Raw genomic sequence first — 16,462 nt, forward strand, 5'->3', positions numbered from 1 at the left:
GCTTATCCACAGTTACTCAGCGTGTTCTCCCTGCTCATCCCGCACCCACGGGTCCCGAAAGAGAGCCGATGTCCTCGGGCGGCGGCGTGGTGTCGTGGGGAGCGGTTACCGTGCGCTGATGGACCTGGCGTACCTGCGCGCACACCCGGCACACCTGCCGACCTTCCGGACCCACCAGCGGATCCGGGAGACGCCGGTCGCCGGTGGGCAGATCTGCGCCGCCGCTCGGCTCACCCTGGACGACGGCCACTCGGTCTTTGCCAAGTCCTGGCCGGAGGGGGCCGGGCGGCCGGCGCCGGAGGGTTTCTTCGCCGCCGAGGCGGCCGGCCTCCGTTGGCTGCGGGAGGCCGACGCGGTCGGCGTACCCGAGGTGATCGTGGCGTTGCCCGACCTGCTGGCGCTCGACTGGGTGGAGCCCGGCGAGCCGACGCCGGAGGCCGCGGAACGCTTCGGCCGGGAGTTGGCCGACCTGCACCGGGCGGGTTCAGCCGCCTTCGGTGCGACCTGGCCGGGTTTCATCGGGTCACTTCCACAAGACAACACCCCCGCCGACGGGCCGTGGTCGACGTGGTTCACCGAGCGACGCCTCTCCCCCTACCTGCGCCGCTCGGTCGACGGAGGCGCGTTGACCAGCGCCGACGCCATGCTGGTCGAGCAGGTGATGGATCAGGTCGGCGGGCTCGGCGGCGACGAGCCGCCCGCACGCATCCACGGCGACCTGTGGCCGGGCAACGTGCTGTGGGGCTTCGACCGGGCCTGGCTTGTCGACCCGGCGGCGCACGGCGGGCACCGCGAGACCGATCTGGCCCAGCTCGCACTCTTCGGCGGCATCCCCTATCTGGATCGGGTGCTGGCCGCCTATCAGGAAAGTTGGCCGCTACCGGAGGGCTGGCGCGAACGGGTGCCGCTGCACCAACTGCATCTGCTGCTCGTGCACACCGCGCTCTTCGGCGGCGGTTACCGAGATGCGGTCGTCCAAACCGCCCGTGCCGTCCTGGGCCGGGCCGAGCGCGCTACGGTCGACAGGTGAGCGTCGCCCCGGGGACCGACGGCGTCCTCGTCGACCGGTACGGCCGCGTCGCTCGGGACCTGCGTGTGTCCCTCACTGACAAGTGCAACCTGCGCTGCACCTACTGCATGCCGGCCGAGGGGCTGCCCTGGCTGGCCGGCCCGGAGGTGCTGACCGACGAGGAAGTCGTCCGGCTGGTCCGGGTGGCCGTCGAGCGGCTCGGCGTGACCGAGGTGCGGTTCACCGGCGGTGAGCCGCTGATCCGGCCCGGGTTGCTCGGCATCGTGACCGCGGTCGCCGCGCTCGAACCCCGCCCACGCATCTCGCTCACCACCAACGGCATCGGCCTGGACCGGCTGGCACCCGCGTTGCGCGAGGCCGGCCTGGACCGGGTGAACGTCTCACTGGACACCCTCGACCCGGCCCGGTTCACCACGCTCACCCGCCGTCCTCGCCTGGACGCGGTGCTGGCCGGGCTCGCCGGGGCGGCAGCCGCCGGGCTCAGTCCGGTGAAGATCAATTCTGTGCTGATGCGCGGTGTCAACGAGGACGAGGCGCCGGCCCTGCTCCGCTTCGCCGTCGACCACGACTACCAGCTGCGGATCATCGAGCAGATGCCACTGGACGCCCAGCATGGCTGGGACCGCCACACGATGGTCACCGCCGAGGAGATCCTGACCTCGCTGCGTACCGTCTTCGATCTCAGCCCCGACCCGGCCGAGCGCGGCGCCGCGCCGGCGGAGACCTGGCTGGTCGACGGCGGCCCCGCGCGGGTCGGTGTGATCGCCAGCGTCACCCGCCCGTTCTGCGGCGACTGCGACCGCACCCGGCTCACCGCGGACGGCCAGGTCCGCGCCTGCCTCTTCGCCACCGAGGAGTCCGACCTGCGCGCGGCGCTGCGCGCCGGCACGGACGACGACGAGCTGGCCCGGCGTTGGCGGACGGCGATGTGGGGAAAGCGCGCCGGGCACGGCATCGACGACCCGACCTTCCTCCAACCGACCCGGCCGATGTCCGCGATCGGAGGTTGAGGCATGGAGCCGACATCGCTGACCGTCCGCTACTTCGCCGGTGCCCGCGCCGCCGCCGGGCACCGCGAGGAGGTCATGCCCGCCGACCGGTCGCTCGACGACCTCACGGCCGAGTTGGTGCGGCGACACGGCGACCGACTCGGTGCCGTGCTGCGGGTGGCGAGTTTCCTGGTGGACGGCGTCACCTGTCATGATCGTCAGGCACCCCTGCCGGCCGGGGCCACGATCGATGTCCTGCCCCCGTTCGCGGGCGGCTGAGGGAGGCGCACATGTTGGCGGTTCTGGGGTTCGTGGCCGTCCTGGCGCTGATCATCGGCCTCATCCACCTCTACCTGTGGAAGCGCCTCGTTCGGGACACCACCACCCCGGGCCGCTGGCGGCGGATCGGCGGGATCGCCGCACTGGTGCTGGCGCTGCTCGTGCCGGTCACCCTCGCCGGGACGCAGGCCGGGCACTACTGGCTCGCCTGGCCGGGCTACCTGTGGCTCGCGCTGATGTTCTACCTGCTGATCGTCCTGATCGTGCTGGAAGTGCCGATGCTGGTCACCCGGCTGGTGCTGCGCCGCCGGCTGACCGCCGCCGAGCCGACCACCGCCGCGCCCGAACCGGTGTTGGTCGGCGCCGCCGGGCCACCCGAGCCGCCGTCCGCCGACGCCGTCGCGGCCCCGGACCACGACCCGGCCCGCCGGCTGCTGCTGGCCCGCGGGGCGGCCATCTTCGCCGGCCTCACCGCCACCGGCATCACGGGGTACGGCGTACGCACCGCCCTCGGCCCGCCACGCCTCGACCGGGTGCAGATCCCGCTCGCCAAGCTCCCGCGCAGCATGGACGGCCTGCGCATCGCAACCGTCTCCGACATCCACCTCGGCCCGTTGCGCGGCCGCGCACACACCGAGCGGATCGTCGCCGCGATCAATCGGCTCGACGCGGACCTGGTCGCGGTCGTCGGTGACCTGGTCGACGGTTCGGTCGCCGAGCTCGGCCCGGCCGCGGCGCCCCTGCGGGACCTGCGCTCCCGGTACGGCAGCTTCTTCGTCACCGGCAACCACGAGTACTACTCCGGGGTGGAGGAGTGGGTCCAGGAGGTCGACCGGCTCGGCCTGCGGGTCCTGCAGAACCGGCGACAGGAGATCCAGGCCCGGGGTGGCGTGCTCGACCTGGCCGGCGTGAACGACCTGGACGCGACGGGAGACAGCGGCCTGGCGGCCGGGCCGGACTTCGCCGCCGCCCTCGGTGACCGCGACCCGAGCCGTCCCGTGGTGCTCCTCGCCCACCAGCCGCTGGCGGCGGTGGAGGCGGCCAGGTACGGCGTCGACCTGCAACTGTCCGGGCACACGCACGGTGGGCAGATGGTGCCGTTCAACCTGGCCGTTCGGCTGGAGCAGCCGGTGGTCAGTGGGCTCGGCGAGGTCGACGGCACGAAGGTCTACGTGACCAACGGTGCCGGCTTCTGGGGGCCGCCGGTCCGGGTCGGGGCGGAGCCGCAGATCAGTCTGGTCGAGTTGCGCTCGGCATAGCGGACGTCACGTCCTCGCGTGGCGGCGGGCGGCCGGCGCGGCGGGCGTGACAGGATGCGGCGTGCCCCCGTTCAGCGCCGTACCCCCCGGTGGCCTCCCGCCATTCGTCGCGGACCTGCACATCCACTCGAAATACTCGCGCGCGTGCAGCCGCGATCTCACCCTGCCGAACCTCGCGTGGTGGGCCCGGCGTAAGGGCATCGGCCTGCTCGGCACCGGCGACTTCACGCACCCCGCCTGGTTCGACCACCTGCGGGAGACCCTGCGCCCGGCCGAGCCAGGGCTGTACCGGCTCGACGCCGAGGCGGAACGGGACGTCGCCCGCCGGCTCCCGCCCCGACTCGCCGGGACGGCGGACGCGGACCCGGTCCGGTTCATGCTGAGCGTGGAGATCTCCACCATCTACAAGCGGGACGACCGGACCCGCAAGGTGCACCACCTGATCTACCTGCCGGATCTCGACGCGGTGGCCCGGTTCAACACCGCCCTCGGGCGGATCGGCAATCTCGGCTCGGACGGCCGGCCGATCCTCGGCCTGGACTCCCGCGACCTGCTGGAGATCACCCTGGAGGCCAGCCCGGACGGTTTCCTGGTGCCGGCGCACATCTGGACGCCGTGGTTCTCCGCGCTCGGCTCGAAGTCCGGCTTCGACGCGATCGCGGACTGCTACGCCGATCTGGCCGACCACATCTTCGCCGTGGAGACCGGCCTCTCGTCCGATCCGGCGATGAACTGGCGGGTCGGCAACCTGGACGGCTATCAACTGGTCTCCAACTCGGACGCGCACTCGCCGCCGGCGCTGGGCCGGGAGGCGACCGTGCTGACCGCCGAGCGGAACTACTTCGCCGTCCGGGACGCGCTGCGGACCGGCGACGGCCTGGCCGGCACCATCGAGTTCTTCCCGGAGGAGGGCAAGTACCACGCGGACGGGCACCGGCTCTGCGGGGTCAACTGGTCCCCGGAGCGCACCCGCGCGGCCGGCGGGCAATGCCCCGAGTGCGGAAAACCGCTCACCGTGGGCGTCCTCAGCCGGATCGAGGAACTGGCCGACCGACCGGCGGGGCACCGGCCGGCGCACGCCCGGGACGTCACCCACCTGGTCCCGCTGGCCGAAATCCTCGGCGAGATCAACAAGGTGGGCGCCCGGTCGAAGAAGGTGGAGGGACGACTCAACGAACTACTGGCCGCGCTCGGCCCCGAGCTGGAGATCCTGACCACGACGCCGTTGGCCGACATCGCGCAGGCCGGTGGTGAGCTGCTCGCCGAGGGCATCGGGCGGCTACGACGAGGTGAGGTGCGCCGGGTGCCGGGTTACGACGGCGAGTACGGCGTGATCACGCTCTTCGACCCGGCGGAGCTGGGCGCTGGCACGGCGCAGGAGACGCTGTTCGACGTACCGGTGCCGGCGCAGCGCCGCCCCGCGGAGCCGCCGGCCCGCTCGACGGCCAAGCGCCCGGCGGCGAAGGCCGAGCCGAAGCGTAAGCCGGTCCCGGCTCCCGCACCGCCGATCGCGTCGCCGCCGTCCCCCCACGAGCCGTTCGAGCCGATGCTCTCCGGCATGGAGGAGGTCGGCACCGGCCTGCTGGACCGACTGGACGCGATGCAACGGGTAGCCGCGTCCGCGCCCGGCGGCCCGCTGCTCATCGTGGCCGGGCCGGGCACCGGCAAGACCAGGACGCTCACCCACCGGATCGCGTACCTCTGCGCGGAGCTGAACGTCTTTCCCGAGCACTGCCTCGCGATCACGTTCACCCGCCGGGCCGCCGAGGAACTGCGGCACCGCCTCGACGGCCTGCTCGGCCCGGTCGCCGAGGACGTCACCGTGGGCACCTTCCACGCGCTGGGGTTGACCATCCTGCGGGAGAACGCCGACGCGGCGGGCCTGCCGGCCGACTTCCGCATCGCCGACGACGCCGAGCGGGCGGCAGCCCGGTCCGAGGCCGGCGACGACATCGCCAGCTATGCGACGCTGCTGCGCAAGCAGGATCTGGTCGACCTGGACGAGCTGGTCACCCTGCCGGTGGAGTTGCTGCGGGCCGACCGGAAGCTTGTCGAACGGTACCGGGACCGCTGGCGGTGGATCTTCGTTGACGAGTACCAGGACGTCGACGCGACGCAGTACGAGCTGTTGCGGCTGCTCAGCCCGGCGGACGGCAACCTGTGCGCGATCGGCGACCCGGATCAGGCGATCTACTCGTTCCGGGGTGCCGACGTCGGCTACTTCCTGCGCTTCTCCGAGGACTTCACGGACGCCCGGTTGGTCCGGCTCAACCGCAACTACCGCTCGTCGGCGCCCATCCTGGCCGCAGCCGTGCAGGCCATCGCACCGTCCTCGCTGGTTCGTGGCCGGCGGCTGGACCCGGCGCGGCTCGACCCGGAGGCCCCGCTGGTCGGGCGCTACCCGGCAGCGTCCGTCGCCGAGGAGGCCGACTTCGTGGTCCGGACCGTCGACGAACTGGTCGGCGGGCTGTCCCACCGTTCGCTGGACACGGGCCGCATCGACGGCCGGTCGACGTCGCTGTCGTTCTCCGACATCGCCGTGCTGTACCGCACCGATGCGCAGGCCGCCCCGATCGTCGACGCCCTCACCCGGGCCAACATCCCGGTGCAGAAGCGCTCACACGACCGGCTGCGGGACCGGCCCGGGGTGGCGGCCATCGCCCGCGAGCTGCGGCACGCCGACGGGTTGGCCGGCGCACTGGCCGCCCGGGTGCGGCTGGCCGGCCAGGTGGTCGCCGAACGGTTCGCGGTGCCCACCCTGGACGGCGCCGGCAGCACGGTCCGCCCCGAGGACGTCCGTTCGGCCGTGGACCTGCTGACCCCGCTGGCCCGACGCTGCGGCGACGACCTGGAGACCTTCCTGGCCCAGTTGGCGACCGGCGCGGAGGTGGACGCGCTCGACCCGCGCGCCGAGGCGGTCACGCTGCTCACCCTGCACGCCGCGAAGGGCCTGGAGTTTCCGGTGGTCTTCCTGGTCGGCGTCGAGGACGGCCTGCTGCCGTTGCGCTGGCCAGGTTCGACACCCGACGAGGACGCGGTCGCCGAGGAGCGTCGACTCTTCTTCGTCGGCCTGACCCGGGCCCAGGACCGGCTGTACGTCAGTCACGCCGCCCGCCGCACCCGCCATGGCGCGGAGCGGGACTGTGCCCCGTCGCCGTTCCTCGGCGTCATCGACCCGGGCCTGTTCGAGCGGTTCGGTGAGACGGAGCCACGTCGCCCCAAGGACCGCCAGCTCCGGTTGATCTGAGCCTCCCGACGCCTGCGCGCCATCGGCGTGGCGCGTTCGGGCCGAGACATCTCGATGAGCGATATACCTCAGAGTCATAGTTATTCCTCTGAGGTATATCGCTCACTACGGCGCTGGCCACCGACGATGGCACGCTCGGTGACTATGGGCTGCGATTCCCGGTCGCGTCAGGCGAGGAGAACACCGAGCCAGGCGCCGGCCAGCAGGGCCGGTCCGAGGGGCAGCAGGGTGTCGCGGCGCACCCGCCGGGTGACGAGCAGACCGAGCACCAGGCCACCGTGCAGCACATGCGGCAGGAGTAGCCCGGCCAGCAGGGCGTCCCGGCCCAGCCAGCCGAGCGGCAGGCCGAGGACGGCGGCGAGCTTCACGTCCCCGAAGCCCAGCCGGGACCCGGGCAGCAGGGCCAGCAGCACGTGCGCGGCGCCCGCGACCCCGGCACCGGCCAGCGCACCGACCAGCCGGCCCGGAGTACCGGACAGCAGCGCCGCACCGGCCAGGCCGCCGAGCCCCGCCACCCCCGCCGCGAGGACCAGCGGGTCGGGCAGCCGCAGGCAGACGAGATCGACCCGGGCCAGCACCAGACCGACCGCCGCGACCGCGAGGAAGACCGGCAGCCCGGGATCGTCACCCACGGCGACGGCGAGACTGGCAAAGACGCCGGCCGCCAGTAGCGGACTGAGCACCACCCGGGCTTCGCGCCGAGGTCGGTGCCGGGCCGACGCAGCGGTGAAGCGCCGGGCCAACCGGGGTACGACGAGGCCGACCAGTGCGCCGAGCAGCGCGACCGGCACCAGCGCGACGGCCGACATGGGCCGGACGTTACCGGCGGCTGCTCACCGGCGCGGCCCCCGACCGTGATCCGGCGCCGGCCCGGCGGGGCCGTTCGGTGCTCACCACCAGAGCGACACCGGCGACGATGACCGCGCCACCGAGCAGCACCTGCGGGGTGATCGGCTCGGCCACCAGCAGCGCGCCGAGCGCCACCGCGACGGCCGGGTTGACGTAGGCGTACGTCGACACCAGCGAGATGGGCGCGTTGTGCAGGAGCCAGACGTACGCGGTGAAGGCCACCAGCGAGCCCGCCACCATGAGGTAGCCCAGCGCCAGCCATGACCGGGTGCTGACCGCCGCCGGGTGGAAATCACTCAGCTCGCCCCGACCGGCGGCGATGACGGCCAGCACCAGCGCGCCGGCCAGCATCTCGTACACCGTGGCCACGAACGGGTCGGCGGGCATCCGGATCCGGCCGGACAGGAACGACCCGACCGACCAGGAAACCGCCCCCGCCACCACGGTCAACGCCCCGACCAGCGGTACCGCGTCCGAACTGCCGGCGGGCAGCACCAGCAGGACCAGGCCGACAAAGCCCAGGGTGACTCCGGCGAACGTCCAGATCGGCGGGCAGTCCCCGGTGGCGGCGCGCAACAGCACCACGAGCAACGGCACGGTCGCCACCAGCAGCGCGGCGATCCCGGACGGGAGCGCCACTCCGGGCGGCCCGGATTCGGCGAGCACCACCAGGCCGTTGCCACCGGCGAGTAGGAGCACCCCGACCAGCGCGGCCGAGGCGAGCTGCCGCCGGTCCACCCGCAGCGCGCCGGGGCCTCGGCGCAGCCGCAGCACCACCGCCAGAATCAGGCCGGCGACGGCGAATCGCAGGGCGGCCGACAGCAGCGGAGGCAGCGTCTCCACGGTGATTCGGATGGCCAGATAGGTGGATCCCCAGAGGAGGTAGACCACGATCAACGCGGTCCAGATCAGGGTCGGCGCTAGGTCAGCGCGGCGGCCGACGGCGGCTGCTGCGCTCGGTGGAGGTGAGCTCATCAGTTGACCACGCTACGGTGACCTCGGAGTCGGCGTCGCGCTTTGGTGGCCGGCCTCTCACCACTTGTGCAGGAGGGCGGCATGACGAACTACGGACCACCCGGGGGCGGCAACCCGGGACCGTGGCGTGGGCAACGACCTGACGAGACGCCTGGACGGCCGGTGCCCCAGCCCTACCCGCCGACGGGTCCGCCCTATCCGCCCGCGCCCGAGGGACGACCCGGGACGTACGGCGGCCCACCCGTCTCACCCTACGGAGGTGCGCCCTACGGCGGTGCGCCCGGGGCGCCCTACGGCGGCGGAACGGACAGCCCCTACGACCGCGAGCCCGCGGCACCCTACGACCGCGAGCCCGGGGCACCCTACGACCGCGAGCCCGCGGCGTCGTACGGCGGCGCGTACCAGCCGACCGGGGCGAACCCGGCGTACGGCGGGCCGCCGTACCGGCCCGACGACGACCCGTACGGCGGCGGGGACCCGGCACCGGGCCGGCGCGGTCGAGGACCGCTGATCGCCGTACTGGCCGTCGTACTGCTGGTGGTGGCCGCCGGTGGTGCGTTCTGGTTCCTGCGCGGGCAGGACGACCCGGCGCCGGTGGCCGCGCCGACCGCTTCGGCCGAAGCTGTCGAGCCCAGCGGGGACGCGGACGCGACCGGGCCCGCCCCGAGCGCCGCCGCACCGGAGTCGTCGGCCGATCCCCGGTTCGCCAAGGTCGGCCAGTGCGTCCGCAACGACGGCGCGGCGGGCGGCAAACCCAAGTTGCTGATCAGCGGCTGTTCCGCGAAGTCGTACGAGGTGCTGAGCCGAATCGACGGAGCCACCAGCGGCGAGCGCGATGCCGAGGCCAAGTGCGGCAAGGTCGAGGGCTACACCAACTGGTACTTCTTCGACAGTGAGCTGGACACTCTCGACTTCGTCCTCTGCCTCAAACAGCGCTGAGACCACCCACCCCCAGGGATGACATGACGACCTACGGACCAGCGGGTTCCGACCAACCGGACGACCCGTACCAGCGCCCGCCCGCCGAGGATCCGACCCGGCAACAGTGGGGTCCGCCGCCGAGCGATGCCGAGCCGCCGACCGCGCCGATGTGGGCCCCGCCGCCGAGCGATGCCGAGCCACCGACCGCGCCGATGTGGGCGCCGCCGCCCACTTCGGGCCCGGGTTACCCGCCGCCCGGGCCGTTCCCGCCCGCCGGGCCGGTGCCGCCGCCCGGGCCGGTGCCGCAGGCCGGGCCGTTCCCGCCCGCCGGGCCAATGCCGCCGCCCGGGCCGGTGCCGGGTCAGCCGCCCACACCGTGGGGCCAGCCGCCTCTTGGCGGCTACGGGATGCCGCCCGTCGCGCCGGTGCAGAAGAACGGCCGCAAGGTCGCTCTGATCATCGCGCTGGTGGTGCTGCTCGTGCTCTGCCCGTGCCTCGGCCTGGCCGGTTGGGCGGTCTGGGAGGCCGCCGACATCGGCGACGCGGCGCGTACGCCGTCGACGAGCGCGCCGGTCGCTCCGCGCGCCCTGCCCAGGGAGGTGCCGAGGTCGGCCGCGCCGACCCCGGACGAGGAGTTCGCCACGGGCGACTGCCTGGTGAACGAGGGAACCGAGGACGAGGCCGAACTGCGCAAGGTGCCGTGCGGGCCGAACACCTATCAGGTGCTCCTGCGGATTCCGGCGACCACCGACGGAGACCGGTGCGAGTCGCTCGCGCCGCAGGCGACCGCGAACTACGTGCACGACAACTCGATCGACCTGCTCGACTACGTGCTCTGCCTGAAGGAGCGGTAGTCCCGATTGCCAAAACTAGGGCTGTCTAGCGTCCAGGCTAGACAGCCCTAGTTTTTTGTCGACGGCCACGACACGCCGGTAGCCCCATCTATCCATGTCTAGCCTCGCAGCTAGATGCCCCGATACTCTGCGATGCGTGGATCCGGTCCGCAACCCGTACGCGCCGGGCGCCGGCCAGCGTCCGCCCGAACTCGCCGGGCGGGGGCGGGAGCTGGACGTCTTCGACATCGTGCTCGAACGCATCGCACGTGGGCGACCCGAACGCAGCCTGATGCTCACCGGGCTACGCGGCGTCGGCAAGACGGTTCTGCTCAACACTCTCCGGTCGCAGGCGATCAACCATCTCTGGGGCAGCGGCAAGATCGAGGCACGACCGGACCAGTCGCTGCGTCGTCCGGTCGCCGCCGCGCTGCACATGGCGGTCCGGGAGCTGGCCCCCCGACACCGCGCGCCCGATCGGATCGACACGTTCCTCGGCGTCCTCAAGGCGTTCGCCCAACGGTCCGCCCCGACCGGCCGGGCCGGTGCCGCCCCGAAGCTGCGCGACCGGTGGCAGCCCGGCATCGACGTGCCCGCAGCCAGTGGCCGGGCCGACTCCGGCGACATCGAAATCGACCTGGTCGAGCTGTTCAGTGACGCCGCCGCAGTGGCCAGTGACGTCGGCACCGGCATCGCCATCTTCATCGACGAGATGCAGGATCTCGGCCCGGAGGACGTGTCAGCGCTCTGCGCCGCCTGCCACGAGCTGTCCCAGCTCGGTGCGCCACTGATCGTCGTCGGCGCCGGTCTCCCGCACCTGCCGGCGGTGCTCAGCGCCGCCAAGTCGTACTCCGAGCGGTTGTTCCGCTACCAACGCATCGACCGGCTCGACCGGATCGCCGCCGACCAGGCGCTCTGCGCGCCCGCCGAGCGCGAGGAGGTCGAGTACGAGCAGAAGGCACTCGACCTGCTCTACGAGAAGTCCGGTGGCTACCCCTACTTCGTCCAGGCGTACGGCAAGGCGACCTGGGACCACGCGCCGCGCTCGCCGATCACCGCCGCCGACGTGCGGGTCGCCGCGCCCGAGGCGGAGGCCGAGTTGGCGGTCGGGTTCTTCGGCTCCCGGTTCGAACGGGCCACGCCCGCCGAACGCGAGTACATGCGGGCGATGGCCACGATGTCCGCGGTCGAGGACGACTCCGGAGCGGTGGTGGTCCGCGACGACATGGACGCCGCGGTGCCCACCGCGGAGATCGCCCGTGCCCTCGGCCGCAAACCCGCCAGCCTCTCCCCGGCCCGGGACGCGCTGATCAAGAAGGGGCTGATCTACTCCGGTGAGCGGGGCACGGTCGCCTTCACGGTCCCGCACTTCGGCCGTTACCTACGCACTCAACCGGCCTGACCGGGTCGGGCGCGGTCAGACCTTCGACCAGGGCCCTGGAAAGAGCACCTCGCCGCGCGGTGGAGGCCCCTCCTCGCTGGTGGACGGCGGCAGCACCAACGCCTGCCAGGGCTCACCCAGACCGGCCCACGGGCCGGTCAGGCCCAGCTCGCTCGCAGGGCTGAAGCCGAACCGCCGGTAGAAGGCCGGATCACCGAGGACCACGACCAGCCGCTCACCCAGCTCGGTGCAGGCGTCCAGGGAGGCCTGCACGACCGCTGTGCCGTGCCCGACGCGCTGTCGGTGCGGCGCGACCGCCACCGGGCCGAGTGCCAGGACGGGCACGTCCGGGCCCCGCTCCGGCCGCACCCGCACCCGAGTGAGCAGCGCGTAGCCGACCACCTCACCGCCGTACTCGGCGACCATGGCCAGCTCCGGCAGCCAGGCGTCGGTGCCGCGCAGCTCGTCGACCAGGCTCACCTCCGGCGGCGTCGCCACGTCCGGGCGGGCGAAGGCGGCGGCCAGCACCCGGCGTACCGGGCCCGCGTCGGCCGGGTCCTCAGGGCGTAGCCGCAGCGTGGTCACCCGCGCGACCTTACCCGCCACGGCCCGGCCATCCGTGACGATCACTCGAATCGGCGTGGCGCGGACGCACGATCACCGATCCGGATCCGGCGGTTGCCCGGGTAGCAAACGCCGCGACGGGGTATGACTGATCCATGACGCCCGTACGCTCCCTCGCCCGCGCCATGTTGAGCGGCATCTTCGTGGTCAGCGGGTATCGCAACCTCCGCAACCCGGCTCGGCTGGCAGCGACCGCCAAGCCGGTGACCGACAAGGTCGCACCAATCCTGAAGAAGGCCCATCCGAGCTTCCCCACCGAGACCGAGACGTTGATCAGGCTCAACTCGGCGGTGCAGGTCACCGCCGGGCTGATGATGGCCACGGGGCGGTTCAGCCGACCCGCCGCGCTGGTCCTCGCCGGCACGCTGGTGCCGGTGACCGTGGCCGGGCATCCCTTCTGGAAGAACGACGACCCGATCGCCAAGAACAACAACCAGATCCACGCGTTGAAGAACCTCGGCCTGCTCGGCGGTCTCCTGCTGGCTGCTACCGACACCGGGGGCAAGCCGGGTCTGCGATGGCGGACGGGCCATCGCATCGGCCACTCTCGACGTTCCGTGCAGCGCGCCGTCCGTACCGCCCGACGCGAGGCCCGCATCGCCGTCCGTTCCGCGTCCACCGCACGTCGACTCCCCGGCTGAACTGCGTCGATGCGTTCCAGTGTCACCCCCACCCCCCGCTAAGGCCACGAATTACCTGAACCACCCGGTAGGCGTTAACGCGGTGGAAATGTCAAAAACTTGTGTGGGATCGGACACGGTCGCATAACGCGGGAGGCACTGACGTGAGGCGCCGCTCTAGGCTCCGTGCAGGACCTGGACGGGTAGGACGACCTTGGTATGGGGGTGGCCACGCCATGCCGACGGCTGTCGGTAGTCGGGCGGACCGCCTCGCCCAAATCCAACGCGTGACGCGTCGGATCGATCGCAGGAACGTCGTACGGGGTGCCATCGTGGCCGCCGTCGCCTACGCCGCATGGCTCGCCATCGGCACCTTCGGGCGGCCGTACAACTTCTTCGACATGAAGATCTACCACGGTGCCGTGGTGTGGTGGGCGAGCGGTCATGAGCTCTACGAGTTCATCGCGCCCGGGACCACCCTCGGTTTCACCTACCCGCCGTTCGGCGGGCTGGTCATGTTGCCGATGGCGCAGCTCCCGATCGATGTGGCCGGCCTGATCAACGCCTTCGCCAGCATCGCCGCGCTGGCGCTGGTGCTGGCCGGGCTGCTCCGACCCATCGTGGACCGGCTGGGCTGGCCACTGTGGTTCACGGTGGCCGTGGCGGTGCCGCTCGCGGTCGCCATCGAGCCCGCTCGGGAGACTCTCGGCTACGGCCAGGTCAACATCCTCCTGTTCGCGTTGATCATGGCTGACCTGATCGGCCTTCGGTGGCGCTCCCGGCGGGGCACCCACTACGCGGCCACCGACGGCCCCCTGCTGCGCTTCCTCTACGGCGGAGCGTGGGCCGGCGCCGGCATCGGCCTGGCCACCGCGGTCAAGCTCACCCCGGCACTGTTCATCGCCTACCTGCTGATCACCCGACAGTGGCGGGTGGCGGCCACCGCCATCGGCACCACGATCGGCGTGACGGTGGCGACCTTCGGGATCGTCGGCGACGAGTCGCGGACGTACTTCGGCAGTGTGCTCTGGCAGACCGAGCGGGTCGGCGCGGCGGACATGACGCCCAACCAGTCACTCGCCGGCCTACTCGCCCGCCTGTACGACTCGATCGAGACCCCTGGGCTGCTCTGGCTTGCCTTCTCGGTGCTGATCCTGGCGCTGGGTCTGTCCCGAGCGGCCAGTTCGCGCGCCGATGGTGACGAGCTGACCGCGTTCACACTTGTCGGTCTGACCGCGAACGTGATCAGCCCGATCTCCTGGACGCACCACCTGGTCTGGGTGATCCCGGCGATCATCGTGCTGGCCGACGCCGCAGTACGTCGCCGGGAGGCGAGCCGGGGTCTTCCCCAGCGCACCGGCCAGGGCCCGGCGTTCGGCGGGCTGCCCGGAGTCAACGGGCTCCGCCCGCCGATCTGGTACCCCACGTTGACCGGGCTCCGCCACGGCGTCGCCGCGATCGGGCTCTATCTGCTCTTCCTGATCTCGCCGATCTGGCCGTACGAGCACCAACTGCCGGAGATGTCGCACTACCAGGACGGTCTCTTCGGAGCCCTGATGGAAAACTCGCTCGCACTCGCGCTGATCGTGCTGGTCGCCGCGCTGCCTTGGCGCCCGGGTGCGGAGCCGGCGTTCTACGGCGACCGGCTCGCCAGGGCTGTGCTGGTCAACGGCCGCCGCTGAGCACGGTCAGGGGCAGTTGACCCATTCCTCGGTGCCGTCGGTGAAGACCTGCCGCTTCCAGATCGGCAGGCGTGCCTTGACCTCGTCGACGAGCCGGGCGCAGGCCGCGAAGGCCGCCGCCCGGTGCGCGGTGCTCACCGCGGCAACCAGCGCCACGTCACCGATTTCCAGGGGGCCGACCCGGTGCGAGACCGCCACCGCGTAGACGTCGGGCTCTGCGGCGATCTCGGCGGCCACCTCGCGCAGCACCTGCGCGGCGCTCGGGTGCCCTTCGTACTCCAGGCTTGTGACCTGACGCCCGTGGTCGTGGTCGCGGACCACGCCCTGGAAGGAGACCACGGCGCCGGCCCGGCGGTCGGCGACCGCCGCCTCGTGCGTGGCGAGGTCGAGCGGCTGGTCGGTGATCTCGCCGTAGGTGATCGTCGGTGCGGTCATGACGGACGCTCCCCCGGAAGCAACGGCAACGGCACGATCGGCACCCGGTCGCCCGGCTCGCCCCTGGTGCCGGGCCGGATGACGGCGAACCCGTCCGCGCCGGCCAGGCCACGCAGCATCGCCGAGCCGACGTGTCGCACCGGGAACGCGGTGCCGGCGGCCCGGTCCAGCCGGACCAACGCCAGGTGGGTGTGGTCGCCCCGGCCGGGCACCGCCTCGGCCAACGTGGCCTGCGGCAACACCGGCATCGAGCGGCCCTGCAGGCCGGCGAGCAGCGGGGCGACGAGCGACACCAGCGCCACGATGGCCGACTGCGGGTTGCCCGGCAGCCCTGCCACGAACCGCATCCGCCCGTCGTCGCCGGCCACCCGGGCCAGCAGCATCGGGAAGCCCGGGCGAACCGCCACCGTGTTGACCACGTAGTCGGCGCCGAGCGCCTCCAGGGTCGGGTGCAGGTGGTCGACCGGGCCGTTCATCGTGCCGCCGGTGGTGCAGACCAGGTCGGCACTGGCGAGCGCCGAGCGCAGGGCCGCCACATGGGCGGGCAGCGTGTCGGCAACCGGGCCGACCACGTCGGATGAGCGGACCTGGCAGCCATACCGCCGCAGCCACGCCGGCACCGCGGGGCCGAGCGCGTCCCGGACCCGACCGGCCCCGGGCGGACCCGCGGTCAGCAGCTCGTCGCCGAAGACCAGCAGCGCGGCCCGCGGCGCCCGCCGGACCCGCAGCGTGTCGTGCCCGCAGGAGGCCGCCAAGCCTATCACCGCCGGATCGACCGGCGTGCCGACCGGCAACAGCTCCTCCCCGGCGTACGCCTCCTCGCCCGGTTGCCGCCACTCGGGCGCCGGTCGGGGAGTGCCGCTGATCAGGCCGGTGGTGGATGCGGCGGACTCCTCGACGCGGAGCACGGCGGTGGCACCCTCGGGGACCATGGCCCCGGTTGCGATCTCGACGGTCGTGCCGTCCTCGGTGAGCGGCGCGGGGGTGCTGCCCGCCAGCACCCGGCCGACGACCCGCCACGGGCCGCCGCCACGCACCGCCCAGCCGTCCACGCTGGAGGTCGGGAAGGCCGGCAGGTCGGTGCGGGTGGTCAACGGCTCAGCCAGGGTCGACCCGTCGGTGTCGAGCAGTGCGCGGGCGACAGCGGGCAGCGCGGCGGCCAGACCGACCGCGTAGACCCGCGAACGCGCCTCCTCCCAGCCGGCTGGTGGGGGTGCGGCGACCCGATCCGCGCTCGGTGCGGTTTCCGTGCTCACCGACCGAGCCTATCGGCACCGACCGACACCCGCCTGGGCCTGGCCTGGACCGGTCAGTGGTCCCCACCGCGGAGGGGACCGG

14 protein-coding genes and 1 pseudogene are annotated in these 16,462 nt (G+C 72.7%); 10 read left to right on the forward strand and 5 right to left on the reverse strand.

Going from position 1 to position 16,462, the window contains the following annotated elements:
* Positions 1 to 118 precede the first annotated feature (118 nt).
* From C7C45_RS17875 to C7C45_RS17895, 5 genes are all read left to right on the forward strand, one after another.
* A complete protein-coding gene (locus tag C7C45_RS17875) occupies positions 119 to 1,030 on the forward strand; it encodes a fructosamine kinase family protein (RefSeq protein ID WP_110564899.1) in 912 nt (303 codons plus the stop codon).
* The gene (gene moaA / locus C7C45_RS17880; RefSeq protein WP_110564797.1) at positions 1,027 to 2,040 is read left to right on the forward strand and encodes a GTP 3',8-cyclase MoaA; all 1,014 of its coding nucleotides are present in this window, start codon (positions 1,027 to 1,029) and stop codon (positions 2,038 to 2,040) included. The genes C7C45_RS17875 and moaA overlap by 4 nt, the downstream gene beginning before the upstream one ends.
* A gap of 3 nt (positions 2,041 to 2,043) precedes the next feature.
* Positions 2,044 to 2,298, forward strand: a complete 255-nt coding sequence (locus C7C45_RS17885) for a MoaD/ThiS family protein (protein ID WP_110564798.1) — start codon at positions 2,044 to 2,046, stop codon at positions 2,296 to 2,298.
* Positions 2,299 to 2,309: 11 nt separating this feature from the next.
* Positions 2,310 to 3,557, forward strand: coding sequence for a metallophosphoesterase (locus C7C45_RS17890; RefSeq protein ID WP_110564799.1), 1,248 nt, complete (start codon positions 2,310 to 2,312; stop codon positions 3,555 to 3,557).
* Between the two features lie 61 nt (positions 3,558 to 3,618).
* Positions 3,619 to 6,804: a UvrD-helicase domain-containing protein gene (locus tag C7C45_RS17895; RefSeq protein ID WP_110564800.1), complete on the forward strand. Its 3,186-nt coding sequence runs from the start codon at positions 3,619 to 3,621 to the stop codon at positions 6,802 to 6,804.
* A gap of 167 nt (positions 6,805 to 6,971) precedes the next feature.
* Here the strand turns inward: C7C45_RS17895 and C7C45_RS17900 are convergent, their stop codons facing one another.
* Positions 6,972 to 7,613 carry an A24 family peptidase gene (locus tag C7C45_RS17900; RefSeq protein WP_110564801.1) on the reverse strand — a complete coding sequence of 214 codons (642 nt, stop codon included), beginning with the start codon at positions 7,611 to 7,613 and terminating at the stop codon, positions 6,972 to 6,974.
* A gap of 10 nt (positions 7,614 to 7,623) precedes the next feature.
* The gene (locus C7C45_RS17905) at positions 7,624 to 8,628 is read right to left on the reverse strand and encodes an EamA family transporter (protein WP_208641207.1); all 1,005 of its coding nucleotides are present in this window, start codon (positions 8,626 to 8,628) and stop codon (positions 7,624 to 7,626) included.
* Positions 8,629 to 9,072: 444 nt separating this feature from the next.
* Here C7C45_RS17905 and C7C45_RS35065 point away from each other — a divergent pair.
* The 3 genes and pseudogenes from C7C45_RS35065 to C7C45_RS17925 form a co-directional block, all read left to right on the forward strand.
* Positions 9,073 to 9,567, forward strand: a pseudogene (locus C7C45_RS35065) (LppU/SCO3897 family protein); the annotation flags it as partial.
* A 389-nt stretch (positions 9,568 to 9,956) separates the two neighbouring features.
* The gene (locus C7C45_RS35715; protein ID WP_425271144.1) at positions 9,957 to 10,403 is read left to right on the forward strand and encodes an LppU/SCO3897 family protein; all 447 of its coding nucleotides are present in this window, start codon (positions 9,957 to 9,959) and stop codon (positions 10,401 to 10,403) included.
* A 136-nt stretch (positions 10,404 to 10,539) separates the two neighbouring features.
* Complete coding sequence (locus C7C45_RS17925; protein WP_110564802.1) at positions 10,540 to 11,784, forward strand: ATP-binding protein; 1,245 nt, start codon at positions 10,540 to 10,542, stop codon at positions 11,782 to 11,784.
* Positions 11,785 to 11,799: 15 nt separating this feature from the next.
* On the opposite strand, the gene C7C45_RS17930 is transcribed toward C7C45_RS17925, so the two are convergent.
* Entirely contained in the window at positions 11,800 to 12,348 is a 549-nt protein-coding gene (locus C7C45_RS17930) for a GNAT family N-acetyltransferase (protein ID WP_110564903.1), read from the reverse strand.
* Between the two features lie 134 nt (positions 12,349 to 12,482).
* Between C7C45_RS17930 and C7C45_RS17935 the strand changes: the two genes are divergently transcribed.
* Positions 12,483 to 13,028 carry a DoxX family protein gene (locus C7C45_RS17935; RefSeq protein ID WP_110564803.1) on the forward strand — a complete coding sequence of 182 codons (546 nt, stop codon included), beginning with the start codon at positions 12,483 to 12,485 and terminating at the stop codon, positions 13,026 to 13,028.
* A 215-nt stretch (positions 13,029 to 13,243) separates the two neighbouring features.
* Complete coding sequence (locus tag C7C45_RS17940; protein WP_110564804.1) at positions 13,244 to 14,689, forward strand: glycosyltransferase 87 family protein; 1,446 nt, start codon at positions 13,244 to 13,246, stop codon at positions 14,687 to 14,689.
* Between the two features lie 6 nt (positions 14,690 to 14,695).
* Here the strand turns inward: C7C45_RS17940 and C7C45_RS17945 are convergent, their stop codons facing one another.
* Together C7C45_RS17945 and C7C45_RS17950 are read right to left on the reverse strand one after the other, a co-directional pair.
* Positions 14,696 to 15,124, reverse strand: a complete 429-nt coding sequence (locus C7C45_RS17945) for a molybdenum cofactor biosynthesis protein MoaE (RefSeq protein WP_110564805.1) — start codon at positions 15,122 to 15,124, stop codon at positions 14,696 to 14,698.
* The gene (locus tag C7C45_RS17950; protein ID WP_110564806.1) at positions 15,121 to 16,380 is read right to left on the reverse strand and encodes a molybdopterin molybdotransferase MoeA; all 1,260 of its coding nucleotides are present in this window, start codon (positions 16,378 to 16,380) and stop codon (positions 15,121 to 15,123) included. The genes C7C45_RS17945 and C7C45_RS17950 overlap by 4 nt, the downstream gene beginning before the upstream one ends.
* Positions 16,381 to 16,462: the final 82 nt, after the last annotated feature.

The sequence above is a fragment of the Micromonospora arborensis genome (assembly GCF_003205615.1).
GTDB classification, from domain to species: Bacteria; Actinomycetota; Actinomycetes; order Mycobacteriales; family Micromonosporaceae; genus Micromonospora; species Micromonospora arborensis.